21 protein-coding genes and 1 pseudogene are annotated in these 22,385 nt (G+C 34.8%); 3 read left to right on the top strand and 19 right to left on the bottom strand.

Going from position 1 to position 22,385, the window contains the following annotated elements:
- Positions 1–110: 110 nt before the first annotated feature.
- The 6 genes from AB8B65_RS20345 to AB8B65_RS20320 form a co-directional block, all read right to left on the bottom strand.
- Positions 111–497 carry a hypothetical protein gene (locus AB8B65_RS20345; protein WP_405303119.1) on the bottom strand — a complete coding sequence of 129 codons (387 nt, stop codon included), beginning with the start codon at positions 495–497 and terminating at the stop codon, positions 111–113.
- Positions 472–756 carry a hypothetical protein gene (locus AB8B65_RS20340; protein ID WP_405303118.1) on the bottom strand — a complete coding sequence of 95 codons (285 nt, stop codon included), beginning with the start codon at positions 754–756 and terminating at the stop codon, positions 472–474. The genes AB8B65_RS20345 and AB8B65_RS20340 overlap by 26 nt, the downstream gene beginning before the upstream one ends.
- A 224-nt stretch (positions 757–980) precedes the next feature.
- Positions 981–2,042 (bottom strand): hypothetical protein, encoded by a 1,062-nt coding sequence (locus AB8B65_RS20335; protein ID WP_405303117.1) that lies wholly within the window; start codon positions 2,040–2,042, stop codon positions 981–983.
- Positions 2,043–2,090: 48 nt separating this feature from the next.
- Positions 2,091–2,891 (bottom strand): hypothetical protein, encoded by an 801-nt coding sequence (locus AB8B65_RS20330; RefSeq protein ID WP_405303116.1) that lies wholly within the window; start codon positions 2,889–2,891, stop codon positions 2,091–2,093.
- On the bottom strand, positions 2,878–3,441 hold the full coding sequence (locus AB8B65_RS20325; RefSeq protein ID WP_405303115.1) for an RNA polymerase sigma factor: 564 nt from the start codon (positions 3,439–3,441) through the stop codon (positions 2,878–2,880). Before AB8B65_RS20325 ends, AB8B65_RS20330 begins: the two co-directional genes overlap by 14 nt.
- Before the next feature lie 69 nt (positions 3,442–3,510).
- Positions 3,511–4,488, bottom strand: a complete 978-nt coding sequence (locus AB8B65_RS20320) for a polyprenyl synthetase family protein (RefSeq protein ID WP_405303114.1) — start codon at positions 4,486–4,488, stop codon at positions 3,511–3,513.
- Positions 4,489–4,753: 265 nt separating this feature from the next.
- Here AB8B65_RS20320 and AB8B65_RS20315 point away from each other — a divergent pair, with 265 nt between their 5' ends.
- From AB8B65_RS20315 to AB8B65_RS20305, 3 genes are all read left to right on the top strand, one after another.
- A complete protein-coding gene (locus AB8B65_RS20315; protein ID WP_405303113.1) occupies positions 4,754–6,298 on the top strand; it encodes a T9SS type A sorting domain-containing protein in 1,545 nt (514 codons plus the stop codon).
- 108 nt (positions 6,299–6,406) lie between these two features.
- Positions 6,407–7,747, top strand: a complete 1,341-nt coding sequence (locus AB8B65_RS20310; RefSeq protein WP_405303112.1) for an aryl-sulfate sulfotransferase — start codon at positions 6,407–6,409, stop codon at positions 7,745–7,747.
- Positions 7,748–8,048: 301 nt separating this feature from the next.
- Positions 8,049–9,173, top strand: a complete 1,125-nt coding sequence (locus tag AB8B65_RS20305) for a choice-of-anchor J domain-containing protein (RefSeq protein ID WP_405303111.1) — start codon at positions 8,049–8,051, stop codon at positions 9,171–9,173.
- Positions 9,174–9,763: 590 nt separating this feature from the next.
- Here AB8B65_RS20305 and rlmN read toward each other — a convergent pair.
- The 13 genes and pseudogenes from rlmN to AB8B65_RS20240 form a co-directional block, all read right to left on the bottom strand.
- On the bottom strand, positions 9,764–10,807 hold the full coding sequence (gene rlmN, locus AB8B65_RS20300) for a 23S rRNA (adenine(2503)-C(2))-methyltransferase RlmN (protein ID WP_405303110.1): 1,044 nt from the start codon (positions 10,805–10,807) through the stop codon (positions 9,764–9,766).
- 97 nt (positions 10,808–10,904) lie between these two features.
- Complete coding sequence (locus AB8B65_RS20295; protein WP_405303109.1) at positions 10,905–11,951, bottom strand: hypothetical protein; 1,047 nt, start codon at positions 11,949–11,951, stop codon at positions 10,905–10,907.
- A 250-nt stretch (positions 11,952–12,201) separates the two neighbouring features.
- A complete protein-coding gene (locus AB8B65_RS20290) occupies positions 12,202–12,585 on the bottom strand; it encodes a VOC family protein (protein ID WP_405303108.1) in 384 nt (127 codons plus the stop codon).
- Positions 12,586–12,705: 120 nt separating this feature from the next.
- Positions 12,706–13,167, bottom strand: a complete 462-nt coding sequence (locus tag AB8B65_RS20285) for a hypothetical protein (protein WP_405303107.1) — start codon at positions 13,165–13,167, stop codon at positions 12,706–12,708.
- Positions 13,164–14,159, bottom strand: a complete 996-nt coding sequence (locus tag AB8B65_RS20280) for an ADP-ribosylglycohydrolase family protein (RefSeq protein ID WP_405303106.1) — start codon at positions 14,157–14,159, stop codon at positions 13,164–13,166. Before AB8B65_RS20280 ends, AB8B65_RS20285 begins: the two co-directional genes overlap by 4 nt.
- Positions 14,160–14,246: 87 nt before the next feature.
- On the bottom strand, positions 14,247–15,302 hold the full coding sequence (queA, locus tag AB8B65_RS20275; RefSeq protein ID WP_405303105.1) for a tRNA preQ1(34) S-adenosylmethionine ribosyltransferase-isomerase QueA: 1,056 nt from the start codon (positions 15,300–15,302) through the stop codon (positions 14,247–14,249).
- Positions 15,303–15,380: 78 nt separating this feature from the next.
- Positions 15,381–16,610: a 3-phosphoshikimate 1-carboxyvinyltransferase gene (locus AB8B65_RS20270; protein ID WP_405303104.1), complete on the bottom strand. Its 1,230-nt coding sequence runs from the start codon at positions 16,608–16,610 to the stop codon at positions 15,381–15,383.
- A 66-nt stretch (positions 16,611–16,676) separates the two neighbouring features.
- Positions 16,677–17,003, bottom strand: coding sequence for a nucleotide pyrophosphohydrolase (locus AB8B65_RS20265; protein WP_405303103.1), 327 nt, complete (start codon positions 17,001–17,003; stop codon positions 16,677–16,679).
- Between the two features lie 175 nt (positions 17,004–17,178).
- Entirely contained in the window at positions 17,179–19,188 is a 2,010-nt protein-coding gene (locus tag AB8B65_RS20260) for a transglutaminase domain-containing protein (protein ID WP_405303102.1), read from the bottom strand.
- A gap of 24 nt (positions 19,189–19,212) precedes the next feature.
- A complete protein-coding gene (locus AB8B65_RS20255) occupies positions 19,213–21,120 on the bottom strand; it encodes a DUF3857 domain-containing protein (RefSeq protein ID WP_405303101.1) in 1,908 nt (635 codons plus the stop codon).
- A 106-nt stretch (positions 21,121–21,226) separates the two neighbouring features.
- Complete coding sequence (gene dtd / locus AB8B65_RS20250) at positions 21,227–21,679, bottom strand: D-aminoacyl-tRNA deacylase (protein ID WP_405303100.1); 453 nt, start codon at positions 21,677–21,679, stop codon at positions 21,227–21,229.
- Positions 21,680–21,691: 12 nt separating this feature from the next.
- Positions 21,692–22,078 (bottom strand): hypothetical protein, encoded by a 387-nt coding sequence (locus AB8B65_RS20245; RefSeq protein ID WP_405303099.1) that lies wholly within the window; start codon positions 22,076–22,078, stop codon positions 21,692–21,694.
- 13 nt (positions 22,079–22,091) lie between these two features.
- Positions 22,092–22,385 (bottom strand): annotated as a pseudogene (locus AB8B65_RS20240) (ribosome small subunit-dependent GTPase A); the annotation flags it as partial.

Raw genomic sequence — 22,385 nt, 5'->3', positions numbered from 1 at the left:
TCATTGTATTGACTTTCAATGATGATGAGAAACAGAATCAAGTTCGGCTTGACGACAATTCAACTTTTCAGACAGCCTCTTTTTTTTTGTAAAACTCCTAATACATCTAGCTATTCATACGCAAACAAAGGTTTCGCGGCATTCGTTTTTTTGACAAAAATTACAAAGTCGTACATAATTGCAGGATTGACTTCGTAGTAGTCTTTTTCGTCATTCGTATGATATCCAAAGAGTTTTACTTTTTGTTTTGGCAATTTTGCACAGATTTCTTTTATTTTTTGAGTGATGGAAAAGTAATAGGCTTCCGATTTGTTTTGTGCCAATTTTTCTTCAAATGTGTTTGTTGGCAACGCAAGATATTCTGATTTGTAAAGTTGATCACCATAATCATGATCGTCATTTATTAAATGTTTTTTCATCAACGAATCTATCGGTTCTGTTTGCAAGTTTTGCGAGAATTGTTCTAAGTCTTCATACGGATTTTCTAAAACAACCATATTGAATCCTTTTTCTTGAATTAGTTTTGGTGATTGCAGCACGAAGTTCGTAAAATTCTGCCGTTCCGTGCGTGTCTTTGCCAAGTGCAATAATACGCTTGTCTCCTATTTGAGAGACAAGCGCATCTATAGATGTATTTAATTTTTGCGTTGACGATATATCTAAAGGAGTTTTTATATTTTCAATAGCAGTTTGTAATGTTTGTCCATTCGCGCAAAGCGTTACAAAAATGGCAATGAATATGGTTAGTGTTTTCATTCTTTTTAGACATTAATTGTCTGCACAACTGTTTTTTTGTTGTGGATTGTTGTTTTGACTTGAATATTGATGTGTGAATAAAAACGTCAAATCGAGTGGCGAATCTATGATTCGTTGTATCGAGATCTACTTAGAAACTAGTATTTTCATAGTACTTCTCGATACAATTTTTATGAGAAAAATTACTCTAAGTGACGTTTTGAGTTGTTAGTTTTAAGTTTCTACTAGAATACGTCTAATCGTACACCGAGTGAAATGTTGCGTTGTTGTGCGTTTGGACTTTTGAAGATTGGTGATAAGTCATATTTACAATATAAACTCATGTCGTCCCAACCGATATAAGCGCCCAAACCGTATACAAAATTGTTTGTATTGAAGTTTCTACGGATTTCTTGATCGATGCGTTCGCCATTTTCTGAGTAGCGTAATTTTTGCTTTACGGCAAGATTGACACCAACATAGCCACCAATTCCAATTTTGAATTTTGCATTGGTATAATACCGAACGTATCTTTTTTTATCTATTTTTCTTGACGGACCAAATTCAAAGTATAAAGGTACTGTTAAATTGGTCATTCTGATTTTGGATCTGCGTAAATCGTTAGGAAATTGCTCCAAAGTTGTGAGATTGCCATTATCGACAAAGACACGATTTTCTGTTGGTTTTAAGTTGTTGTATTGCAATGATAATCCGTAGCGAAAACGTACAAAGTTGTGATTTTTAGCGACACGTGTTGTCCACATAAATCCAAATTCAAAGAAACGCGATCCGCCGATTTTATAATCAGAATCATTGAGTGATTTTCCATCTTGAATTGCATTGTTCAATCCAAAAGCAAATATGACATCTGATTTTGTACGACGATCATATTTAAGAGGTCTCTTTTTTATTTTCCTTGTATCAAAAACTTCCCCAAATCGGATAAAGCTTCCACCTTCTTGAATATAGTGGTCTAAAAACATTTCACGCTTTTTTTTCGCCATACGATATTCAATGTTCGCAGCCGCTAATAATGCCGCCTTCTTTTTTTCCTTTTCAGCTTCCGTTGCGGTAATTTTTCCTTTTTCTAATTTTTCATTGATGTGCTCTATTTTATTTTTAAGCAATCTTTTTTCATCTTCAGTAATAATACCTAATAGCGCTTCAAAATATTTTCTTTCTTGTGCTGTTTTAATTGCGGTAGAATCTTGTCTTTTTTTGATGATGTTTCCATCTTTTTGCTGTGCCTGCATGCTAAAACTTGCGCATAGGAATACCAGGCATAAATACAATGTACTTGTTTTCATGTTCGTTTTTTTTATGATGATTTGATGATTTTCTTTACTGTTTCGTTATTAATCTTTCACGACAACAGTGTTTCTTTTTTTGACTTTTTCTTTAATGAGTTCGAATACTTTTTGCTTAAATGACATGTCTAATTCGTATTCTACATCGTTTAATAATTCGTCTGCAGTTGCGAATCGTAAAACGGTAGTTTCTTCTTTTTTCACGTCTAATTCTTTAAGATATCCTTGTGCTTCTTTCAACAATTGATCAATTTCTTGAAAGGTAATTTCCACTTTTTCTTCTGCGGATAACGCTGCAATAGAAGCTTTTAATTCTTTATCTGAATTCAACTCAACTTCTTCTTGCGCTACAATTGTTTCTATTTTTTTTGGCGCTTCTTTTAGTACAGTGTCTATTTTATTGATAACTATTGCGTTTTTAACTTCTTTTTGCAATTCAGTTTCGAGTTGTTTTTTTGTTTGATTTGTGATCGATTGTGTTTTTTTAGTTACAGTCGATTTTAATTGTTTCGGCTGTTTTACTTCTTCCGATTCTACCAATACTTCTTTGAATGTGATGTGATCAATTTCTTCTTTTAGAATGATTGGTGTTTTTGATTCTTTATTTTGTTTGATGGTTTTTTCGACATCAACAATCGTTTCATCAATTGCAATTCCATCATTTTTTAGAAACATAAACACAAATGCGCTTATTAGTAATGCCAAACAAGCTGCATACGGATAGTAAAACTTTTTTCCGCGTTTCTTTTGATCATTCGCATCAAGTTTCCCTGCCAGCTTTTCCCACGAGTTTTCAGATACTGCTATCGTACGCTCTTCTAGTCTGTTTTTTATATCATGCGATTTCATTAGCTCTGTTTTTTTTTGATCGTAGTTGTGTTTGAAGCGTTTTTTTTGCTTTGAATAGTTGCGTTTTTGATGTACTAACAGAAATATTGAGCATTTCGGCAATTTCGTGATGCTTATACCCTTCTATTTCATATAAGTTAAATACAATTCGATATCCTTGTGGTAACGCATCTATTGCTTTCTGAATTTCTTCAACGCCAGCATTTACATGTACTTCACATTCGGTTATTTCTGTGTAGCTTTCAATTTCTTCTACACTAACTAACGGATTTTTTTTCCGAAGAAACGAAATTGATTCTCGAATCATAATTCTCCGAATCCAACCTTCAAAACTTCCTTTGTTTTGGTAAGTTTTTAATTGTGTAAATACTTTGAAAAATCCTGAAAGCATTGTTTCTTCAGCATCATGAACGTTAGCAATGTAATACCTACAAACACTCAACATTTTTGGTGCGTGTTGTGCATATAACGTTTGCTGCGCTTTTCGGTCGTTGCGCTTTGCTCGTTTTATGAGTTGTGTTTCTTGTAGATGTAATTGAATAACTTTCACTATACAGGTTGCTTTCTATTTACATAGACGCAATTTTTATGCAAATGGTTGTCTGCATGTAGAAAAAAATTATTTTTTTCTATCAATCACGTAGTTTACCATCAATACTAATGAATCTTTATATGTGGATTGCGGGTAGGTTTTAAGGAGTTCGAGCGCTTTTTCTTGGTACGCTTTCATTTGGGTTACTGCATATTCCAATCCGCCCACTTTTTTTACAAAAGCAATGACTTCTTTAACTCTTTTTTTGTCTTTGTTATGATTTTTCACAGAATTGATTGCCCATTTTTTCTCTTCTTTGGTACAATGATTCAATGCATAAATGAGCGGAAGTGTCATTTTTTGCTCTTTGATATCGATTCCTGTAGGCTTTCCAATTTGCGTTTGTCCATAATCAAATAAATCATCTTTTATCTGAAAAGCCATTCCGATATATTCTCCAAATAAGCGCATGCGCTCTACTTGTTCTTCTGGCGCGTTTACCGATTGTGCGCCCATAGCGCAACAAGCGGCAATTAAAGTAGCTGTTTTTTGTCGGATGATTTCATAGTAGATTTCTTCTGTGATGTCTAGTCTACGCGCTTTTTCAATCTGTAACAATTCGCCTTCACTCATTTCGCGCACAGCAACAGAGATAATTCGCAACAAATCAAAATCGCCATTGTCAATAGATAATAATAATCCTTTCGACAGTAAATAATCGCCTACTAATACGGCAATTTTATTTTTCCATAAGGCATTAATGGAGAAAAAACCTCTTCTTCTGTTGGAATCATCTACCACATCGTCATGGACCAAAGTTGCAGTATGAATTAATTCAATTACAGAAGCGCCACGATAGGTACGTTCGTTTACCAATCCGTCAGAAGCCATTTTTGACACCAAAAAGATAAACATTGGGCGCATTTGCTTGCCTTTACGGTTTACGATATAGTGTGTGATTCGGTTGAGTAGCGCGACTTTTGAAGTCATAGAACTGGAAAACTTTTTTTCAAAGAGTTCCATTTCTTTAAGAATAGGTTGTTTTATCTGCGCAACTACTTTCATTCGGCTGCAAAGATATTAACAAATTCGATGATTTGTATCCTTTTTAACAAGATTCAAACAGTTATTCGATGTAATTCGTCGTTTTATTTTCGTCGTTTGAATATAATATTGAAATTACACTTGATTTTTTGGAAGTCTGAAAATTTTACTCCTTTTCTGCACAATTGCTAAAACAGATCTACAACAGTATAAAAATAACTGTAACATACTGAAATTCTGCATTTTTTAATTAATTTAGTGACTTAAAAATAAAAAACTCCTCGATATGAAAAAAATTACTTTATTGCTTTTATTTTCTTTATTCTTTACTTTTAAAGGAATTGCTCAAGATACCTGTGCAACTGCAACTGCCATTACTGCCGGAACATACACTGTGACAGCTGTAAACGGAACAGAGGGCACCACAACTATTTGTTCTGGAGCAACTACAACAGGTGCTGCTGCCGAATGGTATACATATACACCATTAACGTCAGGTTCAGCAACAGTATCTTCTAATATTTTACCCGATAACTTGAACGGAGACACAAGACTTCAAATTTATGAAGGAATTTGTGGAGCGCTCGTTTGCGTTTCAGGAAGCGATGATGTTGACTATCCAGGTGGAAATTATTTGTCTGAAGCAACATTTAATACCGTTGCAAACACCACATATTATATTGTTTGGGACAACCGATGGAGTTCTTCCGGGTTTGATTTTACACTAACTGAAGCTGCTGCCGTTTGTATAGAGCCATCTGGGTTTGTTGCTGGCGCTTCTACTTCAACTACTTTCGATTTAAGCTGGACAGATACCAATACAGGAACTCCAACTTGGGAAATAGAATGGGGAGCAGACGGTTTTACCCAAGGAACAGGAACGTTGGTTTCTAATATTGCAACACCTAATTATGTATTTATGGGATTGACGCCTAATACTAATTATGATTTTTACATTCGCACCAATTGTGGTGGCTCTAATGGAGATAGTAATTGGGTTGGTCCAATTGGATTTAGATCGCAAAGAGATTGTAGCGCATCCGCAACGTTTCCATTTTCGGAAGATTTTTCAGATGGAACGATCTTAGACTGTTGGGGATTTGAAGATGCAGATATGATAAGTCCTATATGGCAATTTAATAGCAATGTCAACGATTTAGATGGAGATGGAGCAGATGATAACTTTATGGTTGTTTTTCCACAAGCGGCTACTGAAGTAGCGAAAAATGATTGGTTATTTTCTAAAAAAATGGACATGACCACAATTAATACGTATGGTATACAAGTAACGTACAATGCTTTTGATCTTAATACAGTTTCTGACGAAAGTTTTGAATTATATATTACAGATGGGCAATCGTCCACAGCAACATATCAATTATTACTAGGAACCTATACAAATATTACACAGTCAGGAGATTTTGGAGATAATACTGGTAATGACCTAATTACACAGGCATACAATGCTACAGAAACTTTTACTCCACCATCTGATGGCACCTATTATGTAGCTGTTCGTGCAACTACTACGAATTCTGCCAATCTTTTAATAGTTTTAGGTTTAGACGTTACAGAAACGTTAGGAGTTGAGGAATTTGATGCTAGCAACTTTCAACATTTTATCAATTATGATACAAAAGTGTTAACAATGCAAGCTAGTGAAAACATGTCAAACTTTATATTATACAATAGTTTAGGACAACAAGTTTTAAATTCTGAGCTGTCTACAAATGTTCATGAAATTGATATTAATAGACTTGATGCAGGCGTTTATTTTGCAAAAGTTAGTATTAATGATAAAACAGAAACTTTTAAGATTCTTATGAAGTAATCTTAAAAATAGTTTAGATAGATAAAAGTATAATTCTGATTTTTACATTACATTTTTATAATGTGTTTCAGGATTATACTTTTTATTATAGTTCGTATTTTTATATTTATGAAAAAAAAAATAGCCCCGTTTTTAATCTCATTTTGCATATTATTTATTTTTAATTGTAAAAGTGATGACGCCATTGCACCTACTACTCCTGTTGTACTCAACGACAATGTAGCTGTGTATGAAGATGATATTTATGACGCGTATACATTACTTTCCCCTTTGGGTTCAACCAATACATTTCTTATCAACAATGAAGGTTTTGTGGTTCACAAATGGGAATCTGAAACAAGCGCATTAATTTCATATTTGACGAATGAAGGGAATTTGGTGAGAGCGTTGCGACAAGATGTTTCTGAATTTACAAGCGGCGGCGCTACTGGAGCTATCGAAATTTTGAATTTTGAAGGTGACCAAATTTGGTATTGGGAATATAACACTCCAAATTACGTATTGCACCATGATTTAGCATTGTTACCAAACGGCAATATAGTTGCATTGGTTTGGGAATATAAAACAGTAGACGAAGCCATTGCAAAAGGTAGAAAACCGAATTTATTATTTCAAAATAAAGTATGGCCTTGTAAAATTATAGAGATAAAACCACTGGAAAATAATCAAGCAGCTATTGTTTGGGAATGGTCTGTTTGGGATCATTTGATTCAAGATCACGATGCAACGAAAGAAAATTTCGGAATTGTTGCTGAGCATCCAGAATTAATCAATATTAATTTTTCTGCTGGTGATGCCAATTTTAATCATTTGAATTCTATTGTTTACATTGAAGAATTAGATCAAATTGCCGTAAGCTCCAGAGTTTTTAATGAATTTTGGTTGATAGATCATAGCACTACTACAGCAGAAGCTGCATCAAATTTAGGCGGAAATAGCAATAAAGGTGGCGATTTGTTATATCGATGGGGAAATCCGATAGCCTACGATACTGGCAACTCTGAAAACCAACAATTATTTGGACAACATGATGTCACTTGGATTGGAAACACCATAAATAACGGTGGAAATTTTTTGGTTTTCAACAACAATAAATTCGCAGATAAATCGTCTGTTGACGAAGTTTTAATTCCACAACTTTCCAATGGAAATTATGAATTGACACCTAATACGGTAAATCTTCCAGAGACTTCTATTTGGTCTTATGACAATGATCTTATTTTTTCTGCGCGACTTTCTGGAGCTAAAAGATTGCCCAATGGCAATACACTTATTATTGCTGGAGGCGCAGGAACACTCTATGAAATAAATGAATCAGAAACAATTGTATGGCAATATCAAAATCCGACAACAACAAATACTTCTATTTTTAAAGCTGATAAATACGGAAAAAATCATCCTGCATTTGAAGGAAGAACTTTTACTCCTTTAGAAATTGAAGTAGAGTAAGCTCAATAGTTTTTAGAAGGGTTTTTAAGAAATTATTATTTATGATACATTCAAATTAAATACTACTCTTTGTTTGCCAATTGCCCAAAAGCTGCATCAATATCTTTTCCGCATGAACGTCTTACAGCAACTGTTATTCAGGTTTGTTTTGGCCTATAATTTCTTTTTGAAAAGTTAAAATACTCATACTTATTTTAAATTATCCCTAAAAATACTCCTATTATCCCTAAAAAATATAGGAATTTACTTTAGTTAGCTTTTTTTTATAACTTTATGAGTATAAACATATAAAGCCTTGATTATGAGAAAAATTACTTTTCTACTTTTAGTAGTATTTTACCAATTTGGATTTGCACAATTGTCCGAAGACTTTGAAACCAATGCGATGATTCCTGCTGGTTGGACCAGTTTTGTTGGAACTAATGGACTTGGAACTGTTGAAAGTTGGCAAGTAAATGATGGAGCCACTAATAATGTTGCCTTTGTTAATTGGGAAGCTGTAGTTGGCGGAAACGCTGAAGATTGGCTCGTAACGCCACAATTTACCGTAGATGCAACAAATTTTATTCTTTCGTTTGATCAATCGGATAGCTTTGCCACCGATTACGGTTCTACCTATACAGTAAGAGTTTCTACAGGGATGAGTCAAACGACACATGCCGATTTTACAATTGTAGATACACAATCAGAAACTGATGTCTGGTCTGGTGGACCTTTAGCACAACATACTGTCGATTTATCAGCATATGCAGGACAAGCTATTTATGTTGCTTTTGTTCTGGAAAATAATGATGGTGACCGTTGGATTCTTGATAATATAGATATGATTGCAAATGCAAGCGCACCAGATCCTGCAACAACTCCAACGCCTGCTGATATGGCTATGGGTGTTGTTATTGATCCTGCTGATGATAATATGGATGGAGCTCCTGATAACTCTGTAACGTTTGCTTGGGAAGCAGCTGCAACTGGAGATCCTGCAACGGCTTACGATGTATATTTAGGTGATTCTGCGACAACCTTAGCGCTGCTTGGAACACTTGGAAACGTAACTGTAGATATTACAGGAATGGAATATGATACGCAATATTTCTGGCAAATTGTTGCAAAGAATGTTGGTGGAGACGCGGTGAATTCTCCTATTTGGAGTTTTACGACCGAAGCAGATCCTTTGTCTGTAGAAGAAGTAAATGCGAATAGTTTTAAGTATTATCCAAATCCAACCACAGGAATAGTACAGTTTGATAGTACGTTACCTATTAATAAGCTAGAAGTGATCAATTTATTTGGTCAAGAAGTAATGCGTATTGATGAAAGTGTATTAGCAACTAAACAAATAGACATTTCTTCGTTAAGAGCAGGTACTTATATTATGGTTGTTACTATTGGAGACTCAGTGAGTTCTTATAAAGTAGTCAAACAATAAAAACATAATTTATAAAAATATTTTAAGCCTTTGAAGTTTTTACTTTAGAGGCTTTTTTTTGTTTTTTTATTGATTTGACTGTTTGTTTTGCTTACTCTTGTGGTTTTTTTGGGTTTTAGCTGATTCACTGTAGATTTTCTTTGAAACAACTGAAAACTGATAACTGTTTACCCACCACGAATTCACGAATATTTTTAGCTTGTTTATCGGCACGAGTTGAAAAACTCACGCTAGCGTTAGACTTTTATTTACTCTTCTGTGTTTCTTGGGTTTTAGCTGATTCACTGTAGATTTTCTTTGAAACAACTGAAAACCGAAAACTGTTTACCCACCACGAATTCACGAATATTTTTAGCTTGTTTATCGGCACGAGTTGAAAAACTCACGCTAGCGTTAGACTTTTATTTACTCTTCTGTGTTTCTTGGGGTTTTAGCTGATTCACTATAGATTTTCTTTGAAACAACTGAAAACTGATAACTGTTTACCCACATGTTTTTAGCTTGATTGCGGTCACGAATTTTAAACTCCCGTTAGCGTTGAGATTCACTGTATAATTTCTTTGAACCAACTGACAACTGACAACTGATAACTACTCCTTATTCGCCAATTGCCCACAAGCTGCATCAATGTCTTTTCCGCGTGAACGTCTTACGGTTACTGTGATTCCGTTTTGCTCTAGTGAATTTACATAACGATCAATTGCCTTACTACTCGCCTGCTGAAATTGTCCGTCGTCAATTGGATTGTATTCTATAAGATTGACTTTACTCGGCACATCTTTACAAAATTTCACTAACGCATTGATATCTTTTTGCTGATCGTTGATTCCGTCCCAAACTACATATTCATACGTAATTTTATTTTTGGTTTTATCGTACCAATACGCCAATGCTTCTTTTAAATCCGTTAATGGAAAGTGTTCGTTGAATGGCATAATTTCCGTTCGCACTTCATCAATTGCAGAATGTAACGAAACTGCCAATTTGAATTTGACTTCATCATCCGCCATTTTTTTGATCATTTTAGGCACGCCAGAAGTTGAAACTGTAATTCGTTTTGGCGACATTCCCAAGCCTTCTTCCGAAGTTATTTTGTCAATTGCTTGTAGCACATTGTTGTAGTTCATTAACGGTTCACCCATTCCCATGAATACAATGTTTGATAATGGTCTGTTTTGATATAATCTACTTTGTTGATCAATGGCAATTACCTGATCGTAGATTTCATCAGGATTCAGATTCCGCATGCGTTTTAAACGCGATGTAGCGCAAAATTTACAGTCTAAGCTACAACCAACTTGACTTGATACACAAGCCGTTGTTCGTGAACTCGTAGGAATTAATACCGATTCCACAATTAAACCATCATGCAAGCGCACCGCATTTTTTATGGTACCATCATTACTACGTTGCATTTTATCTACACGAATGTGATTGATAACAAAGTTTTCCTCCAACATTTGACGCGTTTCTTTGGAAACATTGGTCATGTCTTCAAATTTATGCGCGCCTTTTTGCCACAACCATTCGTATACTTGATTTCCACGAAATGCTTTGTCGCCTTCCGTTACGAAAAAATCGCGAAGTTGTTCTTTGCTTAATGCACGTATGTCCTTCTTTACTGCTTGCTCCATGCTGCAAAAATAGGAAGAATTTGTGAGTTTCTAATTTTGTTAGAGCATCAATATATTAATTTAAAAATGAAGCGATTAAAATTGGAAAAATTGCCAATTATCGCTTTTTAATTTCAATCTCTAAGTCAAAATCGCCTTCCGTTAAACCTTCTGCGCCTACAACACCAATAACTATTTTATAGGAGCGATTGATAGCGTTTACACGTACTTTTCGGGTATGATCTTGGGTTTTTCCTCGCCATTTACGATCCCATTTATGGTCAGCCTCACAAGTTACACAACTACTTAACTTTGGTGGCAATTGCTCATTATTAACGCCAACTTGATATGCATACAAACTAAAGTTGTGCTTTTTATTTTTTGGAATGACTTTGATAAACATTTCAGAATACTTCGGAATCGTTGTTGAATATAAAACATGATTTCCTCGAAATTTTTGGTTTTGAGTCGCAGGAAAACACGCCACGCTACTATTGGAAGCCCATGATAAATCGCTGATAATAGCACCCGAATTTAGATTTCCACTTGTTCTCGTAATTGCGCCTTTTGTTACAATGTTTACTGCTTTGATATTAGGTGCAGTATGTACTATTTCTTCTCCACCATTTAGTTTTATTTCTAAGGTAAAATCGCCGGCAGTCAATCCTTCTGCACCAACAACACCAATCATTATTTTATACGGACGATTGATCGCATTTACGCGCACATTTCTAGTGTGATCTTGCGTTTTCCCTTTCCAATTACGATCCCATTTTGAGTCAGCTTCACACGTAATACAACTACTTAAATTTGGTGGTAATTGTTCATTTGTTAAACCAACTTGATACGCATACAGGCTAAAGTTTTGATTTTTATTTTTCGGAATGACTTTGATAAACATTTCAGAACGCTTCGGAATCGTTGTGGAATAGAACACATGATTTCCAGTAAATTTTTGGTTTTGAGTTGCAGGAAAACACGCAACACTACTGTTAGAAGCCCATGATAAATCAGCAATTTGTTGTCCGTCAGACAAATTACCTTGATACGAAACCGTAGCATTTGCTTTGACTTTTATTGCGGTAACTTTTTCATTTCCGCTTTGAGCGAAAGCATTGCTTGTGAGTAACAAACAAAGAAATACATGTAGCATACTTGTTTTCATAGTGTGATGTTTATGGTTATTGTTTCAGAATGCACACAACATTTTACAGGATAAGGAGTTGCAAACTAAAGGATTAAATTTAGCAAAAAACAAATCGAATAAAAGTGTACATGTGTTTTTGGTTAGTAATTCTGTATGAATAGCTAATTATAGATATTAGCATATTCAAAGAAAACTAAATCGAAGCCACCAAGCAGAGTTGCCCCAAATAATTAAGTGCGTACGTTTTCATAATTGTAAAGTTATCTTGTTAGATATCGTCATTTATTTCAATCCAATATCCGTTTGGATCTTGAAAATATACTTGTTTTATTCCATCTTTTCGGACGTAATCTTTGTTTGCTGTACCAATCCAATCGGAATACTCAATTTTTAATTCTTTCAGATATTTTACAAACGCATCTATATCAGCTGTTGCCAACGCAAAATGTACCGCTTTGTTGATTTTTATTTCAAAGTCTGGACGTGGAATTAAGTGAAGTTGCTTTCCTTCATAGAGAGACAACCATCTTGTTTTTGAGTTTGAAGCGGTATTTTCAACTTCTTCCAATTGAAGTACTTTTTGGTAAAACGCAACAGATTCATTGACATCTTTGACAGAAAGCGCTATGTGATTGAATGAAAAAGTACGCATGTAGAAAGTTGTATTTTGAAGTTTGTGTAATTTAAAAAGAAAGACTAAAGTTAATAAAAAAATCATATAAATTGTATACGCAGCATGTTCTGAATATCGTTTTTATATAGCAAGAAGTAATTAATCGGTTGTTATCAATTCCGATTCAATTATGTGCACCGCTTTGTTCACTTTGTATACATATCCAAAATACAATACTAAGACCGTTATTGCTGAAAATATCATCATTTTGTTACTATCAATTGCTTCTTTTGTCAATAAAAACAGTACAAAACCCATTATTAATACTAGTAAGTACAGCATGCTTTTTGGCAAATGAAATTCTAACTTTATCATCGTATTTGTATCAGAAGTTTCTATTTTACCAAGTATTTTAGGTCGTAATAATTGACTCAATCCATAATTAAATAATGGGAAAAGCGTAAATGAAAAATCATCAAATTGACCTTCAAACTGGTGACTTTCGTCCGTATTAAAATTGAACGTATTTTTTATGTCAAACGGTTTTGTAATCGCTTCAATTTTAGCAAGTGTTGCTTCTTTAGATAATTCTGTCTGTATCGTTTTACTTTTAAAAATCATTGTATTCGTTTTTCAAATTCTCCCGCAATTTCTATTAAATACTGCGTTCCTTCTACTTTGTCTAGCATAAACTTTGGAATGCTGTCCAAACCATGCAATCCTGCCATAATTCCTGTGGTGATTGAAGCGACAGAATCCACATCGCCGCCTAATCGAATTGATTTTTGCAATGCATCCATAGCACTTACACTATTCTTTAGAACGTACAATACACTTCCAGTGGTGAATTTTGAATCGGAAGGAACACCTTTTATTCCTGGCAAGAAATATGGTGCTTCAATCGGTTGTGCACCACATAAAACTGCAAAATCATCTTCTTTTAAATCATCGTAATTCCCTAAAGATGCTACTTGATTCAAATATTCCTCATATTCTGAATTCAATTCCACAGTGTCTTTACAATATGCAATGATCGAGTTTTTGTCTCCGTTTTTCTTTAAAAGAAATTCGGTAGCTCTTGCAATTAGTTGACTTGATATGACTGCATTGATATTTGGATGCGTTGCCTTTGCATTGATGGAAGCATATTCATTGATTAAATTTTCTGTTATTAATCCTAATGGAACCGATCGCATTGCGGGCGCATTTCCCGGATTGTTTCGGTTTCGCTGAAAATCTCGTATTTCGTCTATCGTTTTTTCTCCAGAGTAATACCAACTCATTGATCCATGACCGTTTCTGCCATATCCTTTTTCGGCTTCTCCTTTTTTATATTCTTCCTTCCAACTTTTTACGAGTAAATCTTCTGTGAATGGTTCTTGAGAAATTAACGCTTTTAGCATTCCGATGGTCATTTCTGTATCATCCGTATAATCCCAATCGTTGTAATTTTTTATGAATAGTTCCTTTTTTTCCTCTCTAACTGGAATTTGATTTCTGGCACTTACAAAACGTGTGAAATCTACATTTTCGCGTATCCAATCTCTATCTTGAAATTCAACTCCAGCTCCAAAAGCATCTCCAATTGCAATACCGATTATTATTTCTTTCATTTCCAGTTTTAAATCTAACAATCATTATTTTAAAAAACAAAATCCTGTCAAGGACAGGATTTTGCATATATTTTATGTGTTTTCTATTTACAGAATCAACATTGCGTCTCCGTAAGAGTAAAACTGATATCCTTCTTTTATTGCTTCTTCATACGCTTTTAAGATGAAATCGTGACCTGCAAAGGCAGAAACCATCATTAATAACGTTGATTTTGGCGTGTGGAAGTTTGTAATCATACAGTTTGCAATACTAAACTCGTATGGAGGAAAGATAAATTTGTTTGTCCAACCTTCATATTCGTTCAATGTCAAATCAGAAGAAACAGAACTTTCTAAAGCACGCATTACCGTAGTTCCTACAGCACATACTTTTCTCTTTTCTTTCTTAGCATTGTTTACTGTTACTACAGCAGGTGATTCAATTTTTAATTCTTCTGAATCCATTTTATGTTTCGACAAATCTTCTACTTCTACAGGATTAAATGTTCCTAAACCTACGTGAAGTGTAATTTCCGAAAAGTCAATTCCTTTAATTTCTAAACGCTTTAATAAGTGCTTTGAGAAGTGTAAACCAGCCGTTGGCGCAGCAACTGCACCTTCTTCTTTTGCATAGATTGTTTGGTAACGTTCTTCATCTTCTGGCTCTACATCTCTTTTGATGTATTTTGGAAGTGGCGTTTGTCCAAGTTCCCCTAATTTTGTTCTGAATTCTTCATACGAACCGTCATATAAGAAACGTAGCGTACGACCTCTTGACGTTGTATTATCAATAACCTCAGCAACTAAACTTTCGTCTTCACCGAAGTATAATTTGTTTCCGATTCTTATTTTACGAGCAGGATCTACTAAAACATCCCATAAGCGTTGGTCTTCGTTTAATTCTCTTAATAAAAAGACTTCAATGCGCGCTCCTGTTTTTTCTTTGTTACCAAAGAGTCTTGCTGGAAATACTTTCGTATTGTTCAACACCATTACATCTCCTTCATCAAAGTAATCTACTAAATCTTTGAAACGTTTGTGTTCAATCGTCTTTTTTTCACGATCTAACACCATTAAACGTGCTTCATCTCTGTGCTCAGAAGGATATTCAGCTAATAAATCTTCAGGAAGATCAAAATTAAAATGCGATAGCTTTTTTGCCATAAGTCTTTTAAATTATTTTTTAAGAATGGCAAATATACAATCTCAACATAGGCGTTGTCAAGTATTTAGTGAGTTTTTTTATATTTCTATGAGTTTAACGCCTATTTTTTGTAAATCTGACCAAAAATCTGGGAACGATTTCGACACTACATTTGCCTTTTCAATGTGTATAGAAACACATAATGCTAAGGGCGCAAAAGCCATTGCCATTCTATGATCTTTGTAGGTTTCAATCGTGATATTTTCGTTGATAGAAGCGGCTTTGTGCAAATATAAAGTCGCGTCTGTAATGTCTACAGCAGCACCTAATTTTTCAAGTTCGGTTTTGAGCGCGACCAAACGATCGGTTTCTTTTATTTTTAATGTGTGCAATCCGATCATTTCGCAAGATAATTGCAATCCAAAAGCGGTTACAGCAATGGTTTGTGCAATATCTGGTGCGTTTTTTAAGTCAAGCTTGATCGTTTCTTGAGTCGCTTCCCGTGTTTTTGTCAATGCAATGGTGTTTTCTCCAAAAGTAGTTTCAACACCAAATTCGGTATAAATTTCCGCTAAACACGAATCACCTTGCAGACTGTTTTGTTTGTATGACGACAATTCTATGGTCGTTCCAATTTCGCTTAGCGCGATGAGACTGTAAAAATACGAAGCCGAACTCCAGTCAGATTCTACCGTAAACGCTTTTGCCTTTTCTGTCGTTTCAAATCGTGCTACTGTGATGGTGTTTCCTTCAAAATTAGTTGCTACGCCAAGATCGTTTAGCAATGAAAGTGTCATTTTTATATATGGAACCGACGTAATTTTTCCATCCAGCGTAAGCGTTAATCCATTTTCTAATGTCGGCGCAATGAGTAGTAATGCAGAAATGTACTGACTGCTTACATTGGCTGCCAGCGTCACTTGATTTCCTTGTAGTTTTTTCCCTTTTATGTGTAATGGCGGATATCCTTCGTTGTTTGTATATGTAATGTCCGCGCCTAATTGTTGTAATGCTTCTACGAGAATTTTTATAGGACGTTCTTGCATGCGCGACGAACCTGTGAGTGTAATTTCTTGTCCATTTTGTGTTGCATAATACGCTGTTAAGAAACGCATTGCAGTTCCTGCGTGATGAATATCTTTTACGCTATCAGTTGATTTTAGTGCTTTTTGCATTAGCGTAGCATCATCCGAATTGGAAATGTTTGCAATGCTTATGTTTGAATATAAAGCTTGTAATAATAACAAACGATTAGATTCACTTTTAGAACCTGTGATTGCAATGTTTGACTGCTTGTGTAGCGTTGATTTTTGAAGCTTTATGTTCATTATTTCTTTTTTGTAAAAACTTAATTTGTATTCTTGAGCTATCTCGACTGCGCTCGATATGACATTTTATTTTAATTTTTCGTTGTTGTGATGACGATCGTGATCGCGTTTTGTTTTTTTATCCATTTTTTTATCGAATGCTTCTTGCAAGTCAATTCCTGTCTGATTTGCCAAACACAAAACTACAAAGACGACATCTGCCAATTCTTCGCCCAAGTCTTTGTCTTTGTCACTTTCTTTTTCGCTTTGTTCTCCGTAACGTCGGGCAATGATGCGTGCTACTTCTCCAACTTCTTCTGTGAGTTGCGCCATGTTTGTTAATTCGTTAAAATAGCGAACTCCGTGTTCTTTTATCCACGTATCTACGTCTAGTTGTGCTGCTTTTAGGTTCATAAGATTTGTTTTAACTACTATTCTAATCCATTTTCATCTAAAACTATATTTTGAGAGCATCTCGACTGCGCTCGATGTGACAATTTAGAAGAAATTATATTACATTTTTTACTAAAAAAAGTGACTTTATAAACGTGTTATAAAGTCACTTGTAAAAATATAGTTTTTCCGTGAATTAAATTTTCTTTAGCACTACTTTTTCCGTTTCTTTTTCTACTAACATTTTGTAGAATTCGCGCAATGCTCCGTATTTGTCTGGCGTAATGACAGCTGAGCTTACTTCTTTGCTCATTACCACACTTATTCCTGTAGGCGTTTTAGAAATATTGAACGAATACGTACCCAAACCTTCTGGCATTTTTACGACTGCTGCTTCTGGTAATGATTCTACTTCATATCCTTCTGGCAATTGAATGTTCATCATAATTTTTCGTTTCCAAGGATATCCAAAATCTACTGGATATACACGTTCTTCTGCTTTGAATACGTTTTCAGATGTTGCTAAGAAGAATAATGGCGAAAAGTACATTTTATCACCTATTACTTCTCCTTGCGATTCTTTTTCAAACGAATATGACTCTAAAACAGGTTTGCCTAACTTTTTATAGTTTGTTACTTTATGATCTTCAATTTCTATGTCTTCAATATTATTTTCAAGTCGCTCCAAATAATCTTCTTTATCGGCTTCCGAGTAACTTTCGCGGAAGTTTAGCGCATTGTGCGAAGTAAATTGCGTTCGTTGTTTCCCTGTAATGTCTCCATTTTCATCTAAAGTGACATTGATCATTGTGGCACGCAAAGCGGTTTCTTTTGGCATTAAGCTGATTTGACTCCAACTTCCATCTTTACGAATCAATCTTCCTGACCAGTTTAAGGCGCGCATTGGCAATACATTTGGCTCACCGTAATAGTTTGTGGCATCTAATAAAACAACGGCGTTTTCTACTTCAATTGCAGCAATTACATAATTAAATCCTTCTAAGCTTGGAAACATTCTAATTCCGTGTGAACGCGTACTTAAAATTACAGGATTCGCATTGATTCCCGCATGGCGCAACATTGCAGTCAACATTAAGTTCATGTCTGCTACATTTCCTGTTTTGTCTTTGTATGCTTTGCGAAGACCAACTTCTGCATATTTACCGTAGTTTCCATTCCATTTAACTCTGTCGCGTACATAGGTATAAATTTTTGCTGCTTTTTCCATATCGGTAGAAGCGCTCGCAATAATTGTATTTACATCCTCTTTAAAGTACGACGTTTTTGTTAATTGTCCGCCGAAGTTTTTACTGCTGTAGATTGTTTTCACGACATTATCCCACGATTTTGCAAGAAATTGAGGAATATCGTTTGGCATTTGCGTTTGCGCCAATTCAAATTTTACGGCACTTCGGTAGTTTTCAATGTTACTCACAAAACTTTCATCCTTGAGTGCTGGTACATTTTTTAGATTGTATTTTGTAATGTTGTATGTAAAGTCGATTTCATCTTGACTAAAACTAGATGTTACCCTTGCAGCACTTGCTTGTCTTGATTTTGAACTGATACTTATTTTCCCAGAACGACTCGTTTCTTTCGGCGTAATTCTAAAATATCCTTTGTAGTGTTTTTTGTAGACAAAATATTCGTGTGCTTCAAAAGTTACGTTTATTTCATTTACAGGCACTCCGTATTGCAAGTTCACTTCGTTGATGTTTCCAATGTATGGAGAAATCATTTTGTATCTATATTCAATTACCGAACCTTCTTTGATATTGGGCATGGTAATTTTTTGTATGTCTACATACTCACTTCGTTTTTCTTTGAAGATTCCGTCTTTTCTAAGTTTGGTATCTTTTACCTTTCCATCGACTAAGTTGTATGTATATGCTTTTAAACCTGCAACTTTTTCGCGCTCGCCACTTCCTTTGAATAGTGCAATAGAATGGTTTGCCATATCAAAACCATCTTTGTTGTATATTTTTATACGTTTGTGTACGTTGGTTTCTACTTGAAATCCTTCTCCCTGAATGTAACGCATTGTGATGTACATATTTTCATAGAGAATTGCAGCATTGGCTTCTGGATCTTTTGGATGTTTTTTTTCTTCTAATTCGGCTTTGGATACTTCTCCAAATTCAAAATCTTGCGCATGCATTGTTACAAAACTAAGCAGCGCGAACGCAAGTAGCATCTGTTTTTTCATCTGTGTTTTAGTGTTATTAGGGTGTTATTTTTTGACTAATACGATTTTGGATCCATCGTATCTGACAATTTTTTTGATAAATTTTCGATAGTTTTTGTATTCTTCTTTGGGATATAAACCATCTTTTATTTTGAACGTTCTTTTGTATTGTAATGTTTGATCGTCTTTTTTTGTGATTGAAAATGTATAGCTTCCAAATTTGGTTTCGTAGCTTACATCTTCTGGAATTGCTTCTATTTTGTAGTCACTTGGCAATTTGATTTCGTAATCGTCTGTGTCGTAATATCCACGTTGAATTTTGAGCGGGAATTTACGATTTCGATACCGATCAGGAATACTCGTAACTCTGTTAAACGCATTTGGCGCAAATAGCATTCGCTCACCTGTAGCAACACCGTACGCATCTGCATTGAAACCTACTTTTTCAGTAAATGCGATGGCTTCTTTATCATTTTTTAGTTCGATGTTGTCAATATTGACATTGTTAACTGTTTGAAAGTATTGTTTGTAATGTTTGTCTTTGTCTACATCGGAACGATCTTCTAAATAATATCGATTGTCGTATTGAATTCCATTTGTTTTAATAATTACGTCCGCTTTGATATTTCCTGTATTACTGAGCGTGTACGCACCTGTACTTTCTTGCAGACTTTCTTCCGCAGTATATTTTTTGGTGTGTTTTATTTTTCCACCTTCAGGAGTGATTACTAATACTTTTCTGTTGTCCGTAAAGTCACCAATATGACCAAATGGCGATTTTTGACTTGTACATTCCAACCAAATATCATCTCCATTATTCGGAATATTAATAATGGCATGATTTCCTTGTGCTAAGGAAGCAAAGTCGTCATAAAAATCAACAATTTCTTTTCCGGCTTCTACATGTGTATAATACGATTCCACACCTACAATTTTGAGCAAAGCCATCATATAGTTGCTTAAGCCTTTGCAATCGCCATAACCTACTTTATCCACTTCATCTGCTGGAATTGGTTGAAAACCACCAATACCAACTTGCACACTGATGTAGCGTGTTTTGTTTTGCATGAATTCGTATACAATTTTTGATTTTTCACGATCTGAAGTTACACCTGCAACCATGCTTAGAATTTTTGCTTTTGTAGCCGCATCAACCGTTGCACGACCTTCTAGTAAGTTTTGATGCATCCATACGCCAAATTCTTCCCAATTGTTAATTTCGGCGGTAACGCCATCATAATTAAATTTGTTGAGCGCAAAGAATACACGCGGTTCCAATTTTGTATCTGACGGACTTAACGCTTCTGGTTTTATGCCTGGAATATTTTTTATGGTGTAAATTAATTTCCCTTCTGTATCATCTGTTGTAACACCAAATTCTTCCAAATTGAGTTCTTTTCGATGCACCGTAAATGATAGTGGATATTTTATTTTGTAACTGCTTTTTTGAACTCCAACATAATAACCTAATGGATTAAAACTTGGAATGTTTGCAGTGTTTGGTGATTGCGTTACACTTGTAAATACGGCCGTAAACGGATATTCTACAGGTGTGTAATCCATGTATTTTACACGCGAATCCGAATACATAGTTCCGCCATCAACGGCACTGATATCTTGAAAGTCTCGTTCGCGAATTTTTTTGATTTGTTTCCCCAATTTGTTGTAGATTTTAACTTCTACATTTTTTACACGAATGTCATTGTCATAGCCAACAACAGCGCCTATTTTATAGATTCCGTTTTCATTGAGGACGGTCACAATTCGTTTTTGAGAAATTTCAACATCATTGATTGCTTTTACATCAACTACAGTTTCAGCAAGTCGAACCACGGCATTTGCATTATCAGCCAGTTCTTGTGGAAGTGTAAGATAACTTGTGAGGTCATCTTGAGCTTTTGCTGTGTATGTAAAACATACAAAAACAGCAATTGCCAATATTTTTAAGCGCATACGTATTATTTTTTATATTCGGGGGAATACATCACGAATATAAGAAAAGTAATGAATTTAGCCACAAAAAATTGATAAGCGTCGTAAAAAAATTCTTAATAGGTAGCTACTCTTTGTTTTTTGTGTCAATAATAATGGTTACAGGACCATCGTTTAGTAAAGCAACTTTCATGTCGGCAGCAAAGATTCCTGTTTGCACTTTTTTGTTAAGATCTTTTTCCAATTGCGTTACAAAGGCTTCATACATAGGAATGGAAATGTCTGGTTTTGCCGCTTTTAAGTAACTTGGGCGACTTCCTTTTTTGGTACTTGCATGCAATGTGAATTGACTGACCACAATGGCATCTCCATTTGTATCGAGCAAAGACGTATTCATTACACCGTTTTCATCATTGAAGATGCGCAAACGAGCGACTTTATTGGAAAGCCATTTTACATCTTCGTGTGTATCTTCGTGTTCAACACCTAAAAGAATGAGCAAACCGTGACCAATATCTGCTACTTTTTTTTCATCAACCGTAACGCTTGCTTCTGTAACTCTTTGTATGACTGCTTTCATTTCTAATATTGTTTACATAAATTTTTGAATAATAAAACGGTCAATTACAATTGGTAAAATTACAGACCCTATTATGACAATTAACGACGGAATGATATCTATATTTCTTTTTGGCACTGATAAAATTTCAGGTCTTCTTTTGAAAATCCAATAGTATGGAATTTGAATTATTTTGTACAACACTATAAATGTAAATGTCACTTGAGAGCCAAAGTAGACAAGTGAATTCTTAGGTTCTGTTATATAATTTTCATAAACAATTCCGAAAACCAAAATTACTATTGAAATCAATACGAATTTTAGAAACACCTTTCTTTTGTTCGAAGTTTCTTCATCTAATAGTAAAAACCAAAGTAAAGGAATAAACTGTAAAGAAAAAATGATTTCATCTATATTCATTTTGAAAGAAAGATTATTGCTCTTTAAATTCGTCCACGCGATAGTTGTTTTCGTCACCTTCTATGATTTGAACGTAACTTTTGTAACGCGACCAAGCTATTTCACCTTCATCAACAGCATCTTTTATGGCACATTTTGGTTCTTCAATGTGAATGCAGTTATTGAATTTACATTCGCTTTTTAAGGCTAGAAATTCTGGAAAGTAATCGCCAATTTCCTCTTTTTCCATGTCTACAATTCCAAATCCTTTGATGCCTGGCGTATCAATTATTTTTGCTCCAAATTCTAAATCGAACATTTCGGCAAA

This window comes from Kordia sp., assembly GCF_045105435.1.
Lineage (GTDB): Bacteria > Bacteroidota > Bacteroidia > Flavobacteriales > Flavobacteriaceae > Kordia.
This window is presented reverse-complemented; position numbering and strand designations above follow the sequence as displayed.